Raw genomic sequence first — 17997 nt, forward strand, 5'->3', positions numbered from 1 at the left:
TTTTTCGCCGGCACATGGATGTGCCGTCGAAAAATGCCCGTCGTGGCTGCGAACCCGGAGCGCGTAGCGCGGAGGGCGCGCTGCGGGGTGTGCTTGACCAGCCTTCGGCTGTGGTGAAGCGCTTCTTTTGGTTACTTTTCTTTGCACAAGCAAAGAAAAGTGACTCGCCGCCAGGCGAAAGCCTTTGTTGTTGCTTTCAAGCTTCCAAACGCAGCAACCACATCAACGACAACAGCAGAAGCAAAGCTTTCGCCCTTGCGGGCGAGTTACTTTTCTTTGCTCGCGCAAAGAAAAGTAACCAAAAGAAAGCGCGCCCTGCCTTCGCGCCCTCCGCGCTGCGCGCTCCGGGTCCGCGTCCATCACGGGGATCCGCGGAAGGGGCATCCTGCCCCTGCCGCGGACGGCGTACATCCATGTACGCCGCCCTTCGGGTTTTTCCCCGCGATGGCCGCCGCTACGGAAGGGAACCGGCAAGTCAAAAGCAACAGCCAAGGCCAAAGCAACAGCAACAGCAACAGCAACAGCAGCGGCAGCGGCAGCGGCAGCGGCAGCGGCAAGCATGGAGCTGCAAGCCTCGCATGGAATGCTAGCCCCTCTCCCCTCGGGAGAGGGGTTGGGGTGAGGGTGCGGAGCGAAGCCCTCAGCTTCAGCCGCGATAGACGACGCCGAAAATCACAAGAGCACCGACAACGTCTCGGCTCGGTCAACACCGATCTGCAAGCCCGAACGACGCGTCCAGCTCACAGGAGGCGCCTCTCGGTGTCGAACGCAGCGCGCCATTACCCCAGCGCCGCGTCGATCGCCGCGCGCAGGCGCGGATCCTCGGCGGTGACGTCCGGGGCGAAGCGGCCCAGCACCTCGCCGTCGCGGCCGATCAGGAACTTCTCGAAGTTCCACAGCACGCCCGGCGCCGGATTCGGCTCGATACCGTAGCCGGCCAGCTTCTCGCGCATCGGGCCCTCGCCCTCGGTCTGCGGCTGCGCGGCGATCAGCGCGCGGTACAGCGGATGCGTGTCCTCGCCGGTGACGGCGATCTTGGCGAACATCGGGAAGGTGACGTCGTAGGTGAGCTGGCAGAACTGCTGGATCTCCGCCTCGCTGCCCGGCTCCTGGCCCTTGAAATCGTTGGCGGGGAAACCGAGCACTTCCAGTCCCGCGGCCTGCTTCTCGCGGTACAGCGCTTCCAGGCCGGCGTACTGCGCGGTGAGGCCGCACTTGGAGGCGACGTTGACGATCAGCAACACCTTGCCGGCGAACTCGGCGAGGGTGGCCGGCTGGCCGTCGATGCGGGTCAGCGGGATGGCGGTCAGCGACTCGGACATGGGGCATTACCTCGGTCGAAAGGGAGCGCCAGCATAGTCGCTGCCGATACCGCCGACAGGGCATCGCCCGCCCTCCGCTCAGCCCGCCGACAGCCGGATGCGTGCCTGCCTCTGGCGGCGTGGTAGGGGTGGCAACGCGCACGCGGCAGACGTTCGCGTCGCGACAGCGCAGGCCCAGGATGCGTCTCCCACATGCCGCGCGCTCTGCGACACGCTTCGATGCGTCTGCGCGACGCTGGCTGCACCCGCGCCGGCGACGCTTAGCCTGCCGGAAAGCCTCCCTGGTCGGCGCGAGCACCATCAAGGCGCGCAGTGCTGGCTCCGCGAATCCCCGGCCTGTCAGCAGCAGAATGACTGATCATCCCCAATCCCGAATGCCCGATACCGGCCGCGCAACGCGCGGCCCTCACCCCTGCTCGTCGCGCGACGACTCCTCCACGTCGGTGTCGGCCTCGGCATCGTCCAGCGGCAGCGACAGGTCCAGCAGCGGCGCGGCCTGCGCGTCGGCCAGGGTCTCGACGCCGCGCAGGCGGCGTTCGATGGTGCGGGTCTTGCGGCTGGCCTCGCCCAGGCTCTTGCCGACGGTGCTGATCTGCTTCTCGGCCTTCTCCAGGATGCCGGCGAACTTGCCGAACTCGCTCTTGACCGCCGCCAGCACGCCCCATACCTCGCTGGACCGCTTCTCGATGGCCAGGGTGCGAAAGCCCATCTGCAGGCTGTTGAGCAGGGCGGTGATCGTGGTCGGTCCGGCGACGACGATGCGGTGTTCGCGCTGCAGCAGGTCGGCCAGGCCGGGGCGGCGCAGGGTCTCGGCGTACAGGCCCTCGGTGGGCAGGAACATCACCGCGAAGTCGGTGGTGTGCGGCGGGGCGATGTACTTGTCGCCGATCGACTTGGCCTGCACCCGGATCGCGCGCTCCAGCTGCACGCCCATCGCCTGCACCAGCTCCGGATCGCCCTGCTCCTGCGCGTCGAGCAGGCGCTCGTAGTCCTCGCGCGGGAACTTGGCGTCGATCGGCAGCCATACCGGCGTGTCCTCGTGGCCGCGGCCGGGCAGGCGCACGGCGAAATCGACCATCTCGTTGCGCTCCGGGCGCACCCGCACGCCGCGTGCGTACTGCTCCTGGGTCAGGGTCTGCTCAAGGATGTTCTCCAGCTGCACCTCGCCCCAGCCGCCGCGGTTCTTGACGTTGCTCAGGACGCGCTTGAGGTCGCCGACACCGGTGGCGAGCTGCTGCATCTCGCCCAGTCCTCGCTGGACCTGCTCGAGCCGTTCGGAGACCAGCTTGAACGAGGCGTCCAGGCGCGTGTTGAGGGTGGTCTGCAGCTTCTCGTCGACGGTGCCGCGCATCTGCTCGAGCTTGGCCGCGTTATCGGCCTGCAGCTCCTTCAGCCGCTCTTCCAGGGTGCCGCGCATCTCACCCAGGCGCTGCTCGTTGCGCTGGACCAACTCGCTCAGGCGCTGGCCGAGCGCGTCGGCGAAGCGCTGCTGCGCGTCCGCGCCTTCCTGGCGGCCCTTGCGCGTGTCCTCGAGCAGGGCCTCGCGCAACGCGCCCAGTTGCGCGTCGATGCGCGCGATCAGTTCGGCCTGCTGCTGGCCGAACTGGGCCATGCGCGCGTCCTGCTGCTGGCCGAAGGCATCCAGCTGGCCGCGGATCTCGACCAGGCGCTGGCTCAGCAGTTCGGCCATGCGCTGCTGCGCGGCGCCGGCCTCGACCCGGCCACGCCGTGCGTCCTCGGTCAGCGCTTCGCGCAGCAGGTCCAGGCGCTGGTCGGTGCGGGTGGAAAGATCCGCCAGGTTGCGGGCGAAGCCTTCGCTGCGCGCGTCCTGCTGGCGGGCGAGGCTGTCGAGTTGCTCGCGCAGTTCGCCGCGGCCGCTGCGCTGCTCATCGCGCAGGGCCGCCTCCAGCGCGGCGTGGTTGCTCCGCCGCAGCAGCACGGCCAGCAACAGGACGATGACGGCGCACAACAGGCCGGCGAGGATCAGGAAATGGGCATCGTTTTGCATGCGGCCAGTGTAGCCGGCCGCGTCTCAGTCGCTGCGCCACGCGCCGGTAGGCGGACGGGGCCGGGATATACCTTGGTATCGCCGCCATGGCCTCATGCAGGCTGGTGCGCCCAGATGCCCCATGCCAAGCTTTGCGCCACCCGCTCCTGGCCCGGCCAGTGGGCGGCGCCGCGGCATCAGGCCGCGCCAGACCGTCGCGTACCGCGCGATCCGTTCCCCTGACACCGGAGGCGAGCATGGACCCCGATCCGCATCGACGCGGCGTCAGCGCCGCATTCCACTGCCATTCCCCCCGCCTGGTCGCTGCCTGGCGCTGAGCCGGAAGACGCCCGCCGCCCGCACGCCGCGACGTCCTTGCCGGCCACGCGCCGCAAGGAGGTCGTCATGTTCGCGTTCTCGCTGTTTTCCCGCCGTTTCCGTCTGCAGCGCGGCCTGCAGCGCGCGCTGCGCGCCGCGGTCGCCATGCGCCGCACCGAGGCGCTGCGGCATCTGCTCGCCGCCCACGGCCCCCGCGCCTTCGCCCTGGCGCTGTCCGCACAATCGCCGCGGGTGATGGCCGACGCGCTGTCGCAGCTGCCGGTCGCAGACCGCATCCGCGTCCGCGCGCGCCTGCCGCATGCGGCGCAGCGGCGCCTGCACGAGGCCGGGGCCAGCGCCCCGGCTGCACACTGGCTGCATGTCGCGCTCGCGTGGTGGCCCGGGGTGCGCTGAGCCGCGCGCGCCTGAGCCGCGGTGTTGGATGCCATCTTGCCCCGGCATCATGCGCTCCCCTGCATCCGCTCACTCCCTTTCCTGGAGCCGCCATGATCGCTCCCCTCGCCTACCGGAACGCGCCCTGATGGAAGCACTGCGCCTGTTCAATCTCGGCTCGCTGCTCGACACCCTGGTGAGCCTGACCGCCGCCTTCGTGCTCGGCGCGATCATCGGCTTCGAGCGCCAGGTGCGCCAGCGCACCGCCGGGCTGCGCACCAACACCCTGGTCGCGGTCGGCGCGGCGATCTTCGTCTCGCTCGGCGACCGCCTGTTCGAAATCCACGGTGGCACCCAGGGCGCGGTGCAGGTGGTGGCCTACGTCGTCTCCGGCATCGGCTTCCTCGGCGCCGGCGCGATCATGAAGGAAGGCGCCAACGTCACCGGGCTCAACACTGCGGCCACGCTGTGGGGATCGGGCGCGGTCGGCGCCTGCGCCGGTGCCGGGCTGGTCGCCGAGGCGGTGCTGGCGGCCATGTTCGTGCTGCTCAGCAATACCCTGCTGCGACCGATGGTGAACCGGATCAACCGGCATCCGCTGAAGGAATCCTCGCTGGAAGCCACCTACATGTTCTACGCGATCTGCGCGCGCGAGGTGCACGGCGACGTGCGCGAGCGCCTGATCGAGCTGCTGGAGGAAGCGCATTACCCGGCGCGCGAAGTCGAGCAGCATCCGTTCGGACAGAAGGACGTGGAGATCGCCGCCACCCTGTACGCCACCGCGGTGCGCGCCGAGGAACTGGATGCGGTGGTGCAGCGCCTGGAGGGCGAACCCGGTGTACAACAGGCGTTCTGGAACGCCGGCGTCGAAGGCTGAGCCGGCCATGTCCCTCCCCGCGTCCTCCCTCACCCTGCGCCGCCGATGATCGTCTGGTTCAAGCCGCTGCCACCGCACCGCCGCCTGCTCGGCCTGACCGCGCTGGGCCTGGCGCTGGGCGCGATCTTCGTCGCCGACACGGTCACCGACTACGCGGTGGCCGCGGCGCTGTTCTACACCGTGGCGATCCTGGGCGCGGTGCGGTTGCTGGCGCCGGCCGGGCTGGGCGTGCTGGCCGGCATCTGCGTGGTGCTGGTGGTGCTCAGCTTCCATCTCACCCACGCCGGGGCCTATCACGTGGGCGTGATCAACTCGGCGATCAGCATCGTGGTGGTGGCGGTGACCGCCTCCATCGCGGTGCGCATGGAGCGCGCCAAGGCCGCCGCGCACGCGGCGCAGGCGCAGTTGCTGCGGCTGGCGCGGGTGCGCAGCCTGGGCAGCCTGACCGCGTCGATCGCGCATGAGGTCAACCAGCCGCTGGCGGCCATCGTCACCAGCGGCAACGCCTGCCAGCGCTGGCTCGACCAGCAGCCGCCGAACCTGGACAAGGCGCGCGCGGCGCTGGCGCGCATCCTCGCCGACGCCGAACGCGCCGGCGAGGTGATCGCGCGGGTGCGCAGCCTGACCCGGGGCGAAGCGCCGCAGCAGCGCGTCTTCGATCTCAACGCCGCGGTGAACGAAGTCCTGGCGCTGTCGCAGGGCGAACTGGAACGCAGCGCGGTCAGCGTGCACACCGAGCTGTCGGCGCTGCTGCCGCCGGTGTCGGCCGACCCAGTGCAGATCCAGCAGGTGATCGGCAATCTGTTGCTCAACGCGATCGAAGCGATGGCCGCCACGCCGCCGGCGCAGCGCACGCTACGCATCGTCACCGCGCGCGAGGACACGCGCTCGGTCCGGCTGAGCGTGGCCGACAGCGGCGAAGGCCTGTCCGCGCAGGCGCAGGCGCATCTGTTCGATGCGTTCTGGACCACCAAGCAGGGCGGCATCGGCATCGGCCTGAGCATCAGCCGCAGCATCGTCGAGGCCGGCGGCGGGCGGATCTGGGCCGAACCCGGGCGGCCGCGCGGCGCGGTGTTCTGCGTGTGCCTGCCCACCGCCGGCGGAGCCAAGTCATGAACGCCGACGCGACCGCGCGCCCGGTGGTGTACCTGATCGACGACGACGCCTCGATCCGCGCCGCCCTGGAAGACCTGTTCGCCTCGGTGGACCTGCAGGTGCACGCCTTCGCCTCGACCCGCGACTTCCTGGCGCATCCGCGCGCCGATGCGCCGAGCTGCCTGGTACTGGACATCCGCATGCCCGGGCAGAGCGGCATGGATTTCCACCGCAACATGCACGAGGCCGGGCTGGCGCTGCCGACCATCTTCATCACCGGCCACGGCGACATCCCGATGAGCGTGGAGGCGATGAAGAACGGTGCCATCGAGTTCCTGACCAAGCCGTTCCGCGACCAGGACCTGCTCGACGCGATCGGCCAGGGCATCGCCCGCGACCGCGCGCGGCGCGCCGCCGATGCGGCGCAGGCGGAACTGCAGGCGCGCTGGGCGCGACTCAGTGGCGGCGAACGCGAGGTGGTGGAGCTGGTGGTGCAGGGCCTGTTGAACAAGCAGGTGGCAGCGCGGCTGCAGCTCAGCGAGATCACGGTGAAGGTGCGCCGCGGCAATGCGATGCGCAAGCTGGAGGTCGGCTCGCTGGCCGAGCTGGTGCGACTGGCGGAGCGGTTGGGGCGGTAGTCGGTTGCAAGAACCCACGGTTGCCGCGCGCGGCGCAACACGTTCTGACGCACCGGTATTTCATAGAAACGGCTTCAGCCGCGACGGGCGTCATCGGGAACGCTCGTCGCGGCTGAAGCCGCTCCTACGAGAGAGCGGTCTCGGCTCGATATCGCCGAACGCGCGCTTCGCTGGGCTGGCCGCGACCCGCACGAGCGCCGCGCCGCAGGCATAGCTTTGCTGCACCGCATTCGGCGACACTGCCGGGCTTGTCATTCCAGCACCCGAGGCCCGCATGTCGTTCCTGTTCCGGCGCAAGTCGCTCGACCTGGTCACCGTCCACGAGGCCGGCCGCCGGCTGGTGCCGTCGCTGAGCTGGCCGCATCTGGTGGCGCTGGGCATCGGCGCGATCGTCGGCACCGGCATCTACACCCTGATCGGCGTCGGCGCGCAGCTGGCCGGTCCGGCGGTGCTGGTGTCGTTCGCAGTGGCCGGGGCGATCTGCGCCTGCGCGGCGCTGGCCTATGCGGAGATGGCGACGATGATGCCCGCCGCCGGCAGCGCCTACACCTACAGCTACGTCGCGCTGGGCGAGGCGATCGCCTGGGTGGTGGGCTGGAGCCTGATCCTGGAGTACTCGCTGGTGGTCAGCACGGTGGCGGTGGGCTGGTCCGGCTACTTCGTCGGCTTCCTGCACTGGGCCAGCGCGCAGACCGGCATGGACCTGAACCTGCCGGCGGCGCTGACCGCCGGGCCGCACGCCGGCGGCATCGTCAACCTGCCGGCGGTGCTGATCACCTTCGCCGTGGCCGGCCTGCTGATGGCCGGCACCAAGGAGAGCGCCACGCTCAACGCGGTGCTGGTGGTGTTGAAGCTGATCGCGCTGGGCATCTTCGTGGCGGTGGCGCTGCCGGCGTTCAACAGCGCCAACCTGCATCCGTTCATGCCCTACGGCTTCCCCAAGACGGTCGGCGCCGATGGCGCCGCGCACGGGGTGATGGCGGCGGCGGCGATCATCTTCTTCGCCTTCTACGGCTTCGATGCGATTTCCACCGCCGCCGAGGAAACCAAGAACCCCAAGCGCGACCTGGCGATCGGCATCGTCGGCTCGATGATCGGCTGCACCCTGATCTACATCCTGGTGGCGCTGGCCGCGGTCGGCGCGATGCGCTACGACGTGTTCGGCGCCAGCGCCGAGCCGCTGGCGCTGATCCTGCGCGAGCTCGGTCACGGCAAGGCGGCGGCGGCGATCGGCGTGGTGGCGGTGATCGCGCTGCCCACGGTGCTGCTGGCGTTCCTATACGGGCAGAGCCGGATCTTCTTCGTGATGTCGCGCGACGGCCTGCTGCCGCGCGGACTGTCCAAGGTCAACGCACGCACCGGCACGCCGGTGGCCACCACCCTGTTCACCGCGGCGCTGGTGGCGGCGCTGGCCGGCGTGGCGCGGCTGGACGAGATCGCCGCACTGGCCAATGCCGGTACCCTGGCCGCCTTCATCGCGGTGGCCGCGTGCATGCTGGTCCTGCGCCGCCGCGAACCCGGCCGCACCCGCACCTTCCGCACGCCGCTGGCGTGGGTGGTCGGGCCGCTGGCGATCGGCGGCTGCCTGTACCTGTTCTGGAGCCTGCCGCATACCACGCAGATCTGGTTCGCACTGTGGAACGCGCTGGGCGTGGTCGCCTACCTGCTGTACGGCCGCCGCAACAGCCTGCTGCAGCGCGCGCCGCAGACGCCGCGATGAGTCCGGCCTTCCAGGCGGCGCTGGCACAGCACATCGGCAGCGCCTACGCCCGCCAGCAGGCGCTGGCCGACGTGCTGGGCGAGCGCGACTGGCGCGTGGACCTGGGCGACGGCCGGGTGCGCTTCGGCGAGGATCTGTCGTTTCCGATGCAGCTGCTGGGCACCGCCGCCGAGGCCAGCGCCAGCTGGCTGTGGGCCTGGGCCAATACCGCCAGCAACCTGCCGCCGGCCTTGCTGACCGAAGCGCAAGCGCTGCGCATGCACGGCGAGCGCGAAGGCATCGAAGAACTGGCCACGCCGTCCTCGGCGCTGGACGAGGACGGCGGCCACCACATCGCCCTGCTTGCCGGCGCCCTGCGCGGGCGCTGCTACTACCGCGCGCCGTACGATGGCGGCGCGCTGTTCTTCCTGCTCGAGGACGTGCCGGCCACGGTGTTCGCGCCTTGCGACGACGCCCGCGTGCTACGCCTGCTCGGGGAACTGCCGATGCAGTTCACGCTCAACCACCGCGTCATGAGCGAAGGCCTGCTCGGCGATCAGGGCTATGCGCTGCAACGCGACGCCGCGCAGACCGTGGCGACCCGCGGCAACACCCGCATCGTGCTGGAGTTCGATGCGCAGGCACGGCTGACCCGCGTGCAAGGCCAGCTGGCCCCGCCGCCGGCCACCGCCGTGGTCACGCCAACGCCGGTACCGGCCTGGCAGTTCTGGAAACGCAAGCGCTGAACGCGGCGGCGGCGCATCGCACCTGCGCGCCGCCGCGCCCGGCCATTACCACCAACGCACGCCTTCGAACGGGTTCCAGCTGACGCTGCCCTTGCGCTGGTCGAGGTAATAGGCGTAGTTGGCGGCCATGCCGACCAGCACCGAGTAGGCGAATCCCAGGCCGCGACCGACTGCGTCGGGCAGGAACGCCGCGATGATGCCCACCGCCAGCGAGATGCAGATCAGTCCCAGCGCCTTGCGCCACATGCCGAGGATGAAGAAGTAGATGAAGCCGAAGAACAGCGCGAAGAAATTCATGTTGATCTTCAGCCGTTCCATGAACGGCAGCGCCTTGAACGCGGCCTTGTACTCGGGCGTGGACGGTCCGCCGTAACGATCGAAGAAATCGAAGCGGAACTGCCACTTCGGGCTGAGCGGGGCGCGTTGCGGGAGATTGGGCGTTTCCATGGTTATGAGCATCCGTGTTGTAAACGTTTTCAGTTTACCTGAACGGGGCAGCGCGCGCCAAATGGGCGCGGACTGGAGCACCAGTTTGGTGCAGGCACGATTGCCCGGGATTCGGGATTCGGGATTCGGGATTGGCAATAGCGGGCTGGCGCTGCCATGCCTGGCCCGGGGACCTGCTTCTCTGCGCGCATTGGGCCGCCGCCTGTCATCGCGTCGGGACTGAACCTCCCACAAGGCTTGCCCGCGCGTGATGCATCCGCTGGCGGGGACCCACGTGTGGGAGCGCTTCAGCCGCGACGCGCGGGGCAACAGCCGCGCGGGGGCCCTGCGGCAATCACCGGTCATCGGGTCGGGACTGAAGTCCCTCCCACAGGGGCTGACGTACCGCGAGCCAACGCCGCGGATTCCAGCGCGCCGCCAAGCCGAGCCTATTGCGCAGGCCGCTATTGCGCCCGGGAGCCGCCCAAGCGCTGGCCCAGCGCGATCGCCGCGGCCACGTTGCGCGCCGCCTGACGTAGCGCATCCGAGGCGTCGGCCAGGGCGGCCTCGCGCGTGGCCACCCGCTGCACCGCGCCGAACAGCGCGTCGATCCCCTGCGCATGCAGGTCCGCCGCGCCCTCGCCCAGGCCGCCGGCGATGGCCAGCACCGGCACGCCATGGCGCCGGGCGATGCGGGCGAGGCCGACCGGGACCTTGCCCTGCGCGCTCTGCCCGTCCAGACGGCCCTCGCCGGTGACCAGCAGGTCGGCGCCGTCCAGGTGCGCTTCCAGGCCCAGTGCCTGCGCGACGATCTCCACGCCCGGCCGCAGGCGCGCGCCGAGAAAGGCGACCAGGGCCGCGCCGATACCGCCGCCCGCGCCGGCCCCGGGCAGCTGCGCCATCGCCACGCCCAGGGTGCGTTCGATCGCCGCGGCGTAGTGCAGCAGCCCGGCGTCGAGCTGGGCGACCATCGCCGGCGTCGCGCCCTTCTGCGGCCCGAACACCGCCGAGGCGCCGGTCGGCCCGGTCAGCGGGTTGTCGACATCGCAGGCGACTTCGATGGTGCAGTCGCGCAGCCGCGGGTCCAGCCCTCCCATCTCGATGCGCGCCAGCGCACCCAGCGCCGCGCCGCCAGCCGCAAGGTCGCGGCCATGCGCGTCCAGCAGGCGCACGCCCAGCGCCTGCACCATGCCGGCGCCGCCATCGTTGCTGGCGCTGCCGCCGATGCCGATCAGCAGCCGGCGCGCGCCGGCATCCAGGGCGGCCAGGATCAGTTCGCCGACACCGCGGGTGCCGGTCAGGCGCGGATCGCGCTGCGGCGGCGGCACCAGCATCAGCCCGCTGGCCGCCGCCATCTCGATCAACGCGGTGCCGCCATCCTCGCTGAGGCCGAACTGCGCCGCGACCGGCGTGCCCAGCGGACCGGTCACCGTACAGGCGACCCGGCGTCCACCGCCGCCGGCGACCAGCGCGTCCACGGTGCCCTCGCCGCCGTCGGCGAACGGCAGCAGCACGTACTGCGCCTCCGGGAACACGCTGCGGAAGCCGGTCGCGATCTGCGCGGCCGCCTGCGCCGCGGACAGGCTTTCCTTGAACGCGTCCGGGGCGATGACGATTTTCATGCGCGGCGCGCGGTCGTCAGCGTCGCGCGCACCCGCACCGGTGCGCTGCGCAGGAACCGCCGCTCGGCCCGGCACATGCGCCGCGCGCTAGTCCAGCACGCGGCAGAACACCGCCTTGAGGTAGCGCGATTCCTGCACGTGGGCCATGAACGGGTGGTCGGCGCCGGCGCCGGCCACCTTCAGGATCTGGATGGTGCGGCCGGAGAAATAGGCGGCGCGGCGCAGCATGTCCAGGAACTCGTGCTCGGCGACCAGGCCGGTGCAGGAGAAGGTGGCGAACAGCCCGCCCGGCGCGACCACGCCCAGCGCCAGCTTGTTCATGTCCAGGTATTTCTTCAGCGCCGGGATCACCTGATCGCGGTCGCGGGTCATCTTGGCCGGGTCCAGGATCACCACGTCGTACCGGTCGCCGCGCGCGGCGGCATCGCGCAGGTACGGGAAGATGTCGGCCTGCACGAACTTGGGCCGCACGTCGTTGAGGCGGGCGTTGCCCTTGGCGATCTCGATCACGTCCTCGTCGATGTCCACGCCGACCACCTCGGTGGCGCCGCGGACCTTGGCGTAGACCGCGAAGCCGCCGGTGTTGCAGCACAGGTCGAGCACGCGCTTGCCCTCGACCTGCTGGCTCAGCCACTGGCGGTTCTCGCGCTGGTCGGCGAAGAAACCGGTCTTGTGCGCGCCGGCCGGATCGGCGCGGAAGCGCACGCCGTATTCGCTGATGATCGCCGGCTCCGGGCGCTCGCCGCTGCTGGAGACGGGCCGGTAATCGAAGCTCTCCTGCTTCTGCACGTGCTCTTCGGCGAAGCTGTAGAAGCGCGCGCCGGGGAATTGCGCGCGCAGCGCGGCGTAGATCCACTCGCGGTGGCGGAACATGCCGGCGCTGAAGAACTCCACCACCAGCAGGTCGCCGTAGCGGTCCACCACCAGCCCGGACAGGCCGTCGCCCTCGGCATGCACCACGCGCCAGGCATCGCTGACCGCGTCCAGCTTGAGCACGTCACGGCGCAGCGACACCGCCTCGGCGATCTTGCGCGCGAACCAGGACTCGTCGACGGCGATGTCAGGATTGGTCTCGAGGATGCGCACGGCGATGCGCGAGTGGCCGTTGTAGAAGCCGCGGCCGATCCACTCACCGTCCACCCCGACCACGTCCACCAGCGCGCCCGGCTTGGGCTTGGCGGCGGGTTTTTCGACCAGTTTCTGGAAGATCCAAGGGTGGCTGGAGCGCCAGGCGTTCTTGAGGCGGACAACGGGCAGGGGACTATTCATGAATGCCATTGTAGCCGCCCCGATTGACGGCACCGCCGGCAGCGGCAAGAATGCGCGCAGAAGGGGAGTAGCTCCCGACGTTGTCGCCGTCAATTCGAGCCCGCGGGCTCCGGTGCAACGGCAGCCGGTTCATCGGCTGCGAGCGAGACCTTCGCCGCAGTGGCGAAGGCACCCTCTGGACGACATCCGTCGTCTCCGTCCGGAACGCCTCCGCCACCGCGGCCCCGAGGTTCCCTGTTCACTGACGGAAAATTCCCAATGGAAACGATAGGCAACGTGTGGTTGTGGGGCGGTTTCGCGATCGTGGTGGTCGTGGCGCTGCTGGCGGACCTGGTGCTGATGCGCCACGGCGGTCCGCACAAGGTCACCTTCAAGGAAGCGCTGTGGTGGAGCATCGGCTGGATCGCGCTGGCGCTGGCGTTCAATGGCGGCCTGTGGTGGTACCTGCGCGAGACCATCGACGTGGCCGCGGGCAACCGTCTGGGGCTTGAGTTCCTGACCGGCTACCTGGTCGAGAAGTCGCTGGCGGTCGACAACATCTTCGTGTTCCTGATGATCATGAGCTACTTCGCGGTGCCGGAGGAGCAGCGCCAGCGCGTGCTGGTGATCGGCGTACTCGGCGCGATCGTGCTGCGCGCGGTGATGATCTTCGCCGGCTCGGTGCTGCTGACCAAGTTCCACTGGCTGCTGTACGTGTTCGGCGCGTTCCTGCTGCTGACCGGCATCAAGATGTGGTTCTCGGCGGGCAAGGAGCCTGACCTGGAAGCCAACCCGGTGCTGCGCTTCATGCGCAAGCATCTGCGCCTGACCCCGCAGTACCACGGCAACGCGCTGAGCGTGACCCAGGAAGGCAAGCGCTGGTTCACTCCGCTGTTCGCGGTGCTGATGCTGATCGCGATCACCGACGTGATCTTCGCGGTGGACAGCATCCCGGCGATCTTCGCGATCACCACCGACCCGTTCATCGTGCTGACCTCCAACGTGTTCGCGGTGCTGGGCTTGCGCGCGATGTTCTTCCTGCTGGCGGGCATGGCCGACCGCTTCCACCTGCTGCCCTACGGCCTGGCGATCGTGCTGGTGTTCATCGGCACCAAGATGCTGATCATCGACCTGTACAAGATCCCGGTGCTGGTGTCGTTGCTGGCGGTGGCGGTGGTGATCGGCGCGACCATCGTGCTGAGCCTGCTGCGCCCGGCCAAGCCGGCGCACTGACCCGGCGCTGGCGCCGCGGCCGCGGATTGTCCCGCGGCTGCGGCCAGTCCCTCCCATCGGCGGCGCCTTGCCTTGCAGGCCGGGCGCCGCCATCCAGGGAGCATGGACACCTCTTCGCTCCCCTCGCCCGCGCCCGAGTCCGATGCGCAGGGCCGCTTCGACCGCGCGCGGATCCTGCGTGCGTTCAATGCCAGCCTGGCCTTTGTGGCGGTACTGGTGGCGGTGTTCGCCAGCCAGGGCCTGTTCGACTGGCGGCCCTGGGCGGTCGCGCCGCACACGGCCGCCGGCCTGCTCGGCGTGCTCACCGCGCCGCTGCTGCACGGCTCGCCGGAGCACCTGGGGGCCAACGCCGGCGCGCTGCTGATCCTGGGCACCCTGGCCGGCAGCGTGTATCCGCGCGCCACCCTGGCCGGGCTGCCCTTGCTGTGGCTGGGGTCGGGCCTGGGCGCCTGGTGGCTCGGCGACCCCGGCAGCCATCACCTGGGCGCCAGCGGCGTCGCCCACGGCCTGCTGTTCCTGGTGTTCGTGCTCGCGTTGCTGCGCCGCGACCGCGCCGCGATCGCCGCCAGCATGATCGCCTTCCTGTTCTACGGCGGCATGCTGGTGACGGTATTGCCGCACGAGGACGGGGTGTCGTGGCAATCGCACCTGGGCGGTGCGGTGGGCGGCGTGGTCGCCGCGCTGCTGCTGCGCCATCGCGATCCGCTGCCGCCACGCAAGCGCTACAGCTGGGAGGACGAGGACGACGCGGACGAGATCCTCGTCGCCGACGACGAACTGGAACCGCCGCCCCCGACCCAGGTGCCGGTGCTGTGGCAACCGCCGCAGGCTTCGCGCGGAGTGGTGCTGCGCTTCCCGCCGCGCGAGGAGCGTGACGGGGGATGAGCATGACAATGCATAGGAGCGGCTTCAGCCGCGACCGGACTTGCCGCGTGGAACCCGGTCGCGGCTGAAGCCGCTCCTACAGCAAAGCGCGTCCAGCGAAGGACACCGTCGCAGGCGACGCTCGCCCCGCCACGCGCCGTACACTGACCGGTCCGCCGTCGCTGTCCGAGTTCGCATGCCCGTGTCGCCCGCCTGTCGTGTCCGCTTCGCCGCTACCGTGCTGGCGCTCGCCCTGGCCGCGTGCAGCGGCCCCGCGCTGCGTGCGCCATCGCCTGCAGCGGACAAGGCCGTGGGCTATCTGCCGGCCACCGCGGTCCCGGACAGCCTGCAGCTACTGCCGGCGCCGCCGGCGGCCGGCTCGCCAGGCGAGGCGCTGGACCTGGGGGTCAACCGCGAGGCGCTGGCCCTGCGCGGCAGCGCGCGCTGGCAGCAGGCCGCGCGCGATGCCGATCTGAGCTTCCCGAACGGCGCCGGCCAGTTCGCCTGCGCGCTGGGCGTGGCGATCGATGCGCAGCACACCCCGCACCTGTACACCCTACTGGAGCGCAGCCGCATCGACGCCAGCGCCGCCACCAAGGCGGCCAAGCGCCAATACCAGCGCGCGCGGCCGTTCCTGCGCAACCAGCAGGCGGTGTGCACCCCGGGCGATCTCGACGACCTGCGCCAGAGCGGCTCCTATCCGTCGGGACACAGCGCCATCGGCTGGGCCTGGGCGCTGATCCTGAGCGAGATCGCGCCCGAACGCGCCGATGCGCTGATCGCGCGCGGCCGCAACTACGGCGAGAGCCGGCTGGTGTGCAACGTGCACTGGCAAAGCGACGTGCTCGCCGGCCGCTTCATGGGCGCAGCCACGGTGGCGCGGCTGCACGACGACCCGGACTTCCGCGCCGACCTGGCCGCGGCACGCGGCGAGATCGCCGCCGCGCGCGCGGCCGGGCGCGCGCCGGCCAGCGACTGCGCCGCGGAGGCCGACGTCCTGCAGGTGCGCCCGGCCAGCGCGCTGTAGCAACGCCTATCGGTGCGCGCCCGCGCGCCGAAGACGCATCCATGGACGATCCGCCTGACAGGCAGCGTGTGCATCCGGCCACCGCGTCGAGGTGACGCTTGCCCCACGCCTGCGCCCGCAGCGGCCACCGGGCGCTGCCTGCGCGGAGCCACGCTGCCTGCGCCGCGCCGCTGCGGCCCCCTGCCTTTGGACAGATGCGAACGGTCCGGGACGGCAGGCTAGACTCGCCGCCACTACCCGCCAAGGACCTGCACCCATGACCCAGTGGTACTTCCTGACCGGCAGCGAACAGACCCGCTCCGGCCCGTTCGACGATGCCGACGCAGTCGCCTTCGCCCGCAACAACCCCACGGCGCTGGCCTGGTGCCAGGGCCAGAGCGGCTGGCTCCCGGTGGCGCAGATCGCCGCGCTGCAGGGCGGCGCGGCATTCCTGCCGCCGGGCCTGCCGCCGCCGCCGGCCGCGGGCGGCCGCGCCGACGAGATCGACTACCGCATCGTCGGCCACGAGATGCAGTTCGTGGAGATCGAGCTGGACCCGGGCGAGAGCGCGGTGGCCGAGGCCGGCGCACTGATGTTCAAGGACGCGGCGGTGCAGATGGACACCGTGTTCGGCGACGGCTCCGGCGGCAACCAGAGCGGCCTGATGGGCAAGCTGTTGTCGGCGGGCAAACGCCTGGTCACCGGCGAGAGCCTGTTCACCACCGTGTTCACCCACCAGGGCCAGGGCAAGGCCAAGGTCGCCTTCGCCGCGCCCTACCCCGGCACGGTGCTGGCGATGAAGCTGGACCAGCACGGCGGCCGCCTGATCTGCCAGAAGGACAGCTTCCTGGCCGGCGCGCGCGGGGTGTCGCTGGGCATCCACTTCCAACGCAAGATCATGACCGGCCTGTTCGGCGGCGAAGGTTTCATCATGCAGAAGCTCGAGGGCGACGGCTGGGTGTTCGTGCACGCCGGCGGCTGCGTGATCGAGCGCGAGCTGGCTGCCGGCGAGCGGCTGGACGTGGACACCGGCTGCGTGGTCGCGTTCCACTCCTCGGTGGACATGGACGTGCGCCCGGTCAGCGGCATCAAGAGCATGTTCTTCGGCGGCGAAGGCATGTTCCTGGCCACCCTGACCGGCCCCGGCAAGGTATGGCTGCAATCGCTGCCGTTCTCGCGCCTGGCCGGGCGCATGTTCGCCGCCGCGCCGCAAGGCGGCGGGCAGAACCGCGGCGAAGGCTCGGTGCTGGGCGGCTTCGGCCGGATCCTGGACGGCGACAACAACTTCTGAGGCGGCACACTTAGCCCCTCTCCCCCCGGGAGAGGGGTTGGGGTGAGGGTACGGGCGCGAAGCGCCTCGCAGCATCAGGAGCACAGGCGCCCACACCTCCGCTGAAGCGCAAGAAGCACCCGGGCATGACCTCCGGTCGTGGGCGGTGCAGGAGGATGCGGCTATGCTCGCGCCGGCTCCTTCCTCCTGTCCGCGACGCTTCCATGACCGTGTTCCGTTCCCCGCGCCTGTTGCTGTCCCTGTCCCTGTTCGGCCTGCTTGCCGCCTGCGGCGGCGAACCCAAGCCGGCGCCGCCGGCCCCGGTGGTGAACGGACCGGCCCCGTCGCCAGCGGCCAAGCCGCTGCGCATCGGCATCGCCCTGGGCGGCGGCGCGGCCAAGGGTTTCGCCCACATCGGCGTGATCAAGATGCTGCAGGCCAACGGCCTGGAGCCGACGGTGGTGTCCGGCACCAGTGCCGGCAGCGTGGTCGGCGCGCTGTACGCCAGCGGCATGGACGCGTTCCAGATGCAGCAGGCGGCGGTGGCGCTGGACGAGAGCAGCATCCGCGACATGCGCCTGTTCTCCGGCGGCCTGGTGCAGGGCCAGGCGCTGCAGGACTATGTCAACGCGCAGCTCAAGGGCAAGCCGATCGAGAAGCTAGCCAAGCCGTTCGCCGCGGTCGCCACCCGCCTGGAAGACGGCGAGCGCACCGTGTTCGTGCGCGGCAACGCCGGCCAGGCGGTGCGCGCGTCCAGCAGCATTCCCGGCGTGTTCGAGCCGGTGGCCATCGGCAAGTTCCACTACGTGGACGGCGGCGTGGTCAGCCCGGTACCGGTGGACGCGGCGCGCCAGCTCGGCGCCGACTTCGTCATCGCCGTGGACATCTCCAGCAAGGCCAGCGGCAAGAATCCAGGCAGCATGCTCGGCACCGTCAACCAGTCGATCGCGATCATGGGCCAGCGCCTGGGCCAGCAGGAACTGGGCCGTGCCGACATCGTGATCCGGCCCAAGGTCAACGACATCGGCGCGGCCGACTTCGCCCAGCGCAACGCCGCGATCCTGGAAGGCGAGAAGGCCGCACTGGCGGCGATGCCGCAGATCAAGGCCAAGCTGGCGCAACTGCAGCAGCAGCACGCGGCCGCCGCAGCCGCGGCGGCAAAGGCCGCGCAACCGGCGCCACCACCGTGCGAACCGCCATCGCGCCTGGGCCGCCTGCTGCGCCGCGACGATCCCTGCAAGCCGAAGGACTGA

At 70.5% G+C, this 17997-nt stretch carries 16 protein-coding genes; 11 read left to right on the plus strand and 5 right to left on the minus strand.

Going from position 1 to position 17997, the window contains the following annotated elements; translation table 11 throughout:
- Nucleotides 1–779: 779 nt before the first annotated feature.
- A complete protein-coding gene (locus tag GGR66_RS14670; RefSeq protein ID WP_184448762.1) occupies nucleotides 780–1322 on the minus strand; it encodes a glutathione peroxidase in 543 nt (180 codons plus the stop codon).
- 406 nt (nucleotides 1323–1728) lie between these two features.
- Nucleotides 1729–3330, minus strand: coding sequence for a DNA recombination protein RmuC (gene rmuC, locus GGR66_RS14675; RefSeq protein WP_184448763.1), 1602 nt, complete (start codon nucleotides 3328–3330; stop codon nucleotides 1729–1731).
- A 384-nt stretch (nucleotides 3331–3714) separates the two neighbouring features.
- Here rmuC and GGR66_RS14680 point away from each other — a divergent pair, with 384 nt between their 5' ends.
- From GGR66_RS14680 to GGR66_RS14705, 6 genes are all read left to right on the plus strand, one after another.
- Nucleotides 3715–4041: a hypothetical protein gene (locus GGR66_RS14680; RefSeq protein ID WP_184448764.1), complete on the plus strand. Its 327-nt coding sequence runs from the start codon at nucleotides 3715–3717 to the stop codon at nucleotides 4039–4041.
- A 127-nt stretch (nucleotides 4042–4168) separates the two neighbouring features.
- Nucleotides 4169–4897, plus strand: coding sequence for an MgtC/SapB family protein (locus GGR66_RS14685; RefSeq protein WP_160968553.1), 729 nt, complete (start codon nucleotides 4169–4171; stop codon nucleotides 4895–4897).
- A 45-nt stretch (nucleotides 4898–4942) separates the two neighbouring features.
- Nucleotides 4943–6013 (plus strand): sensor histidine kinase, encoded by a 1071-nt coding sequence (locus GGR66_RS14690; protein WP_184448765.1) that lies wholly within the window; start codon nucleotides 4943–4945, stop codon nucleotides 6011–6013.
- Nucleotides 6010–6630, plus strand: a complete 621-nt coding sequence (locus tag GGR66_RS14695) for a response regulator (RefSeq protein WP_184448766.1) — start codon at nucleotides 6010–6012, stop codon at nucleotides 6628–6630. The genes GGR66_RS14690 and GGR66_RS14695 overlap by 4 nt, the downstream gene beginning before the upstream one ends.
- A 274-nt stretch (nucleotides 6631–6904) precedes the next feature.
- Complete coding sequence (locus GGR66_RS14700) at nucleotides 6905–8350, plus strand: amino acid permease (RefSeq protein WP_160968559.1); 1446 nt, start codon at nucleotides 6905–6907, stop codon at nucleotides 8348–8350.
- Entirely contained in the window at nucleotides 8347–9075 is a 729-nt protein-coding gene (locus GGR66_RS14705) for a DUF6882 domain-containing protein (RefSeq protein WP_184448767.1), read from the plus strand. The genes GGR66_RS14700 and GGR66_RS14705 overlap by 4 nt, the downstream gene beginning before the upstream one ends.
- Before the next feature lie 45 nt (nucleotides 9076–9120).
- Here GGR66_RS14705 and GGR66_RS14710 read toward each other — a convergent pair whose 3' ends face one another.
- The 3 genes from GGR66_RS14710 to GGR66_RS14720 form a co-directional block, all read right to left on the minus strand.
- Complete coding sequence (locus GGR66_RS14710) at nucleotides 9121–9522, minus strand: DUF2628 domain-containing protein (RefSeq protein ID WP_184448768.1); 402 nt, start codon at nucleotides 9520–9522, stop codon at nucleotides 9121–9123.
- A gap of 443 nt (nucleotides 9523–9965) precedes the next feature.
- Entirely contained in the window at nucleotides 9966–11123 is a 1158-nt protein-coding gene (locus tag GGR66_RS14715) for a glycerate kinase (protein WP_184448769.1), read from the minus strand.
- An 87-nt stretch (nucleotides 11124–11210) separates the two neighbouring features.
- A complete protein-coding gene (locus tag GGR66_RS14720; RefSeq protein WP_184448770.1) occupies nucleotides 11211–12392 on the minus strand; it encodes a class I SAM-dependent rRNA methyltransferase in 1182 nt (393 codons plus the stop codon).
- A 258-nt stretch (nucleotides 12393–12650) separates the two neighbouring features.
- Between GGR66_RS14720 and GGR66_RS14725 the strand changes: the two genes are divergently transcribed.
- From GGR66_RS14725 to GGR66_RS14745, 5 genes are all read left to right on the plus strand, one after another.
- Nucleotides 12651–13604: a TerC family protein gene (locus GGR66_RS14725; RefSeq protein ID WP_184448771.1), complete on the plus strand. Its 954-nt coding sequence runs from the start codon at nucleotides 12651–12653 to the stop codon at nucleotides 13602–13604.
- Between the two features lie 102 nt (nucleotides 13605–13706).
- Nucleotides 13707–14489: a rhomboid family intramembrane serine protease gene (locus GGR66_RS14730; protein ID WP_184448772.1), complete on the plus strand. Its 783-nt coding sequence runs from the start codon at nucleotides 13707–13709 to the stop codon at nucleotides 14487–14489.
- Nucleotides 14490–14664: 175 nt separating this feature from the next.
- Entirely contained in the window at nucleotides 14665–15495 is an 831-nt protein-coding gene (locus GGR66_RS14735; protein ID WP_184448773.1) for a phosphatase PAP2 family protein, read from the plus strand.
- A gap of 256 nt (nucleotides 15496–15751) precedes the next feature.
- Nucleotides 15752–16765 carry a TIGR00266 family protein gene (locus GGR66_RS14740; RefSeq protein WP_160968576.1) on the plus strand — a complete coding sequence of 338 codons (1014 nt, stop codon included), beginning with the start codon at nucleotides 15752–15754 and terminating at the stop codon, nucleotides 16763–16765.
- A 203-nt stretch (nucleotides 16766–16968) separates the two neighbouring features.
- Entirely contained in the window at nucleotides 16969–17997 is a 1029-nt protein-coding gene (locus GGR66_RS14745; protein WP_184448774.1) for a patatin-like phospholipase family protein, read from the plus strand.

The organism is Xanthomonas sp. 3498, from assembly GCF_014199795.1.
Lineage (GTDB): Bacteria > Pseudomonadota > Gammaproteobacteria > Xanthomonadales > Xanthomonadaceae > Xanthomonas_A > Xanthomonas_A rydalmerensis.

What these genes read in the sequence shown, in the direction of transcription:
- GGR66_RS14725 (WP_184448771.1), top strand. Translation starts at nt 12,651, where the DNA reads ATGGAAACGATAGGCAACGTGTGGTTGTGGGGCGGTTTCGCGATCGTG.
- GGR66_RS14705 (WP_184448767.1), top strand. Translation starts at nt 8,347, where the DNA reads ATGAGTCCGGCCTTCCAGGCGGCGCTGGCACAGCACATCGGCAGCGCC.
- GGR66_RS14700 (WP_160968559.1), top strand. Translation starts at nt 6,905, where the DNA reads ATGTCGTTCCTGTTCCGGCGCAAGTCGCTCGACCTGGTCACCGTCCAC.
- GGR66_RS14735 (WP_184448773.1), top strand. Translation starts at nt 14,665, where the DNA reads ATGCCCGTGTCGCCCGCCTGTCGTGTCCGCTTCGCCGCTACCGTGCTG.
- GGR66_RS14740 (WP_160968576.1), top strand. Translation starts at nt 15,752, where the DNA reads ATGACCCAGTGGTACTTCCTGACCGGCAGCGAACAGACCCGCTCCGGC.
- GGR66_RS14680 (WP_184448764.1), top strand. Translation starts at nt 3,715, where the DNA reads ATGTTCGCGTTCTCGCTGTTTTCCCGCCGTTTCCGTCTGCAGCGCGGC.
- GGR66_RS14670 (WP_184448762.1), bottom strand. Translation starts at nt 1,322, where the DNA reads ATGTCCGAGTCGCTGACCGCCATCCCGCTGACCCGCATCGACGGCCAG.
- GGR66_RS14695 (WP_184448766.1), top strand. Translation starts at nt 6,010, where the DNA reads ATGAACGCCGACGCGACCGCGCGCCCGGTGGTGTACCTGATCGACGAC.
- GGR66_RS14715 (WP_184448769.1), bottom strand. Translation starts at nt 11,123, where the DNA reads ATGAAAATCGTCATCGCCCCGGACGCGTTCAAGGAAAGCCTGTCCGCG.
- GGR66_RS14690 (WP_184448765.1), top strand. Translation starts at nt 4,943, where the DNA reads ATGATCGTCTGGTTCAAGCCGCTGCCACCGCACCGCCGCCTGCTCGGC.
- GGR66_RS14685 (WP_160968553.1), top strand. Translation starts at nt 4,169, where the DNA reads ATGGAAGCACTGCGCCTGTTCAATCTCGGCTCGCTGCTCGACACCCTG.
- GGR66_RS14745 (WP_184448774.1), top strand. Translation starts at nt 16,969, where the DNA reads ATGACCGTGTTCCGTTCCCCGCGCCTGTTGCTGTCCCTGTCCCTGTTC.
- rmuC (WP_184448763.1), bottom strand. Translation starts at nt 3,330, where the DNA reads ATGCAAAACGATGCCCATTTCCTGATCCTCGCCGGCCTGTTGTGCGCC.
- GGR66_RS14720 (WP_184448770.1), bottom strand. Translation starts at nt 12,392, where the DNA reads ATGAATAGTCCCCTGCCCGTTGTCCGCCTCAAGAACGCCTGGCGCTCC.
- GGR66_RS14710 (WP_184448768.1), bottom strand. Translation starts at nt 9,522, where the DNA reads ATGGAAACGCCCAATCTCCCGCAACGCGCCCCGCTCAGCCCGAAGTGG.
- GGR66_RS14730 (WP_184448772.1), top strand. Translation starts at nt 13,707, where the DNA reads ATGGACACCTCTTCGCTCCCCTCGCCCGCGCCCGAGTCCGATGCGCAG.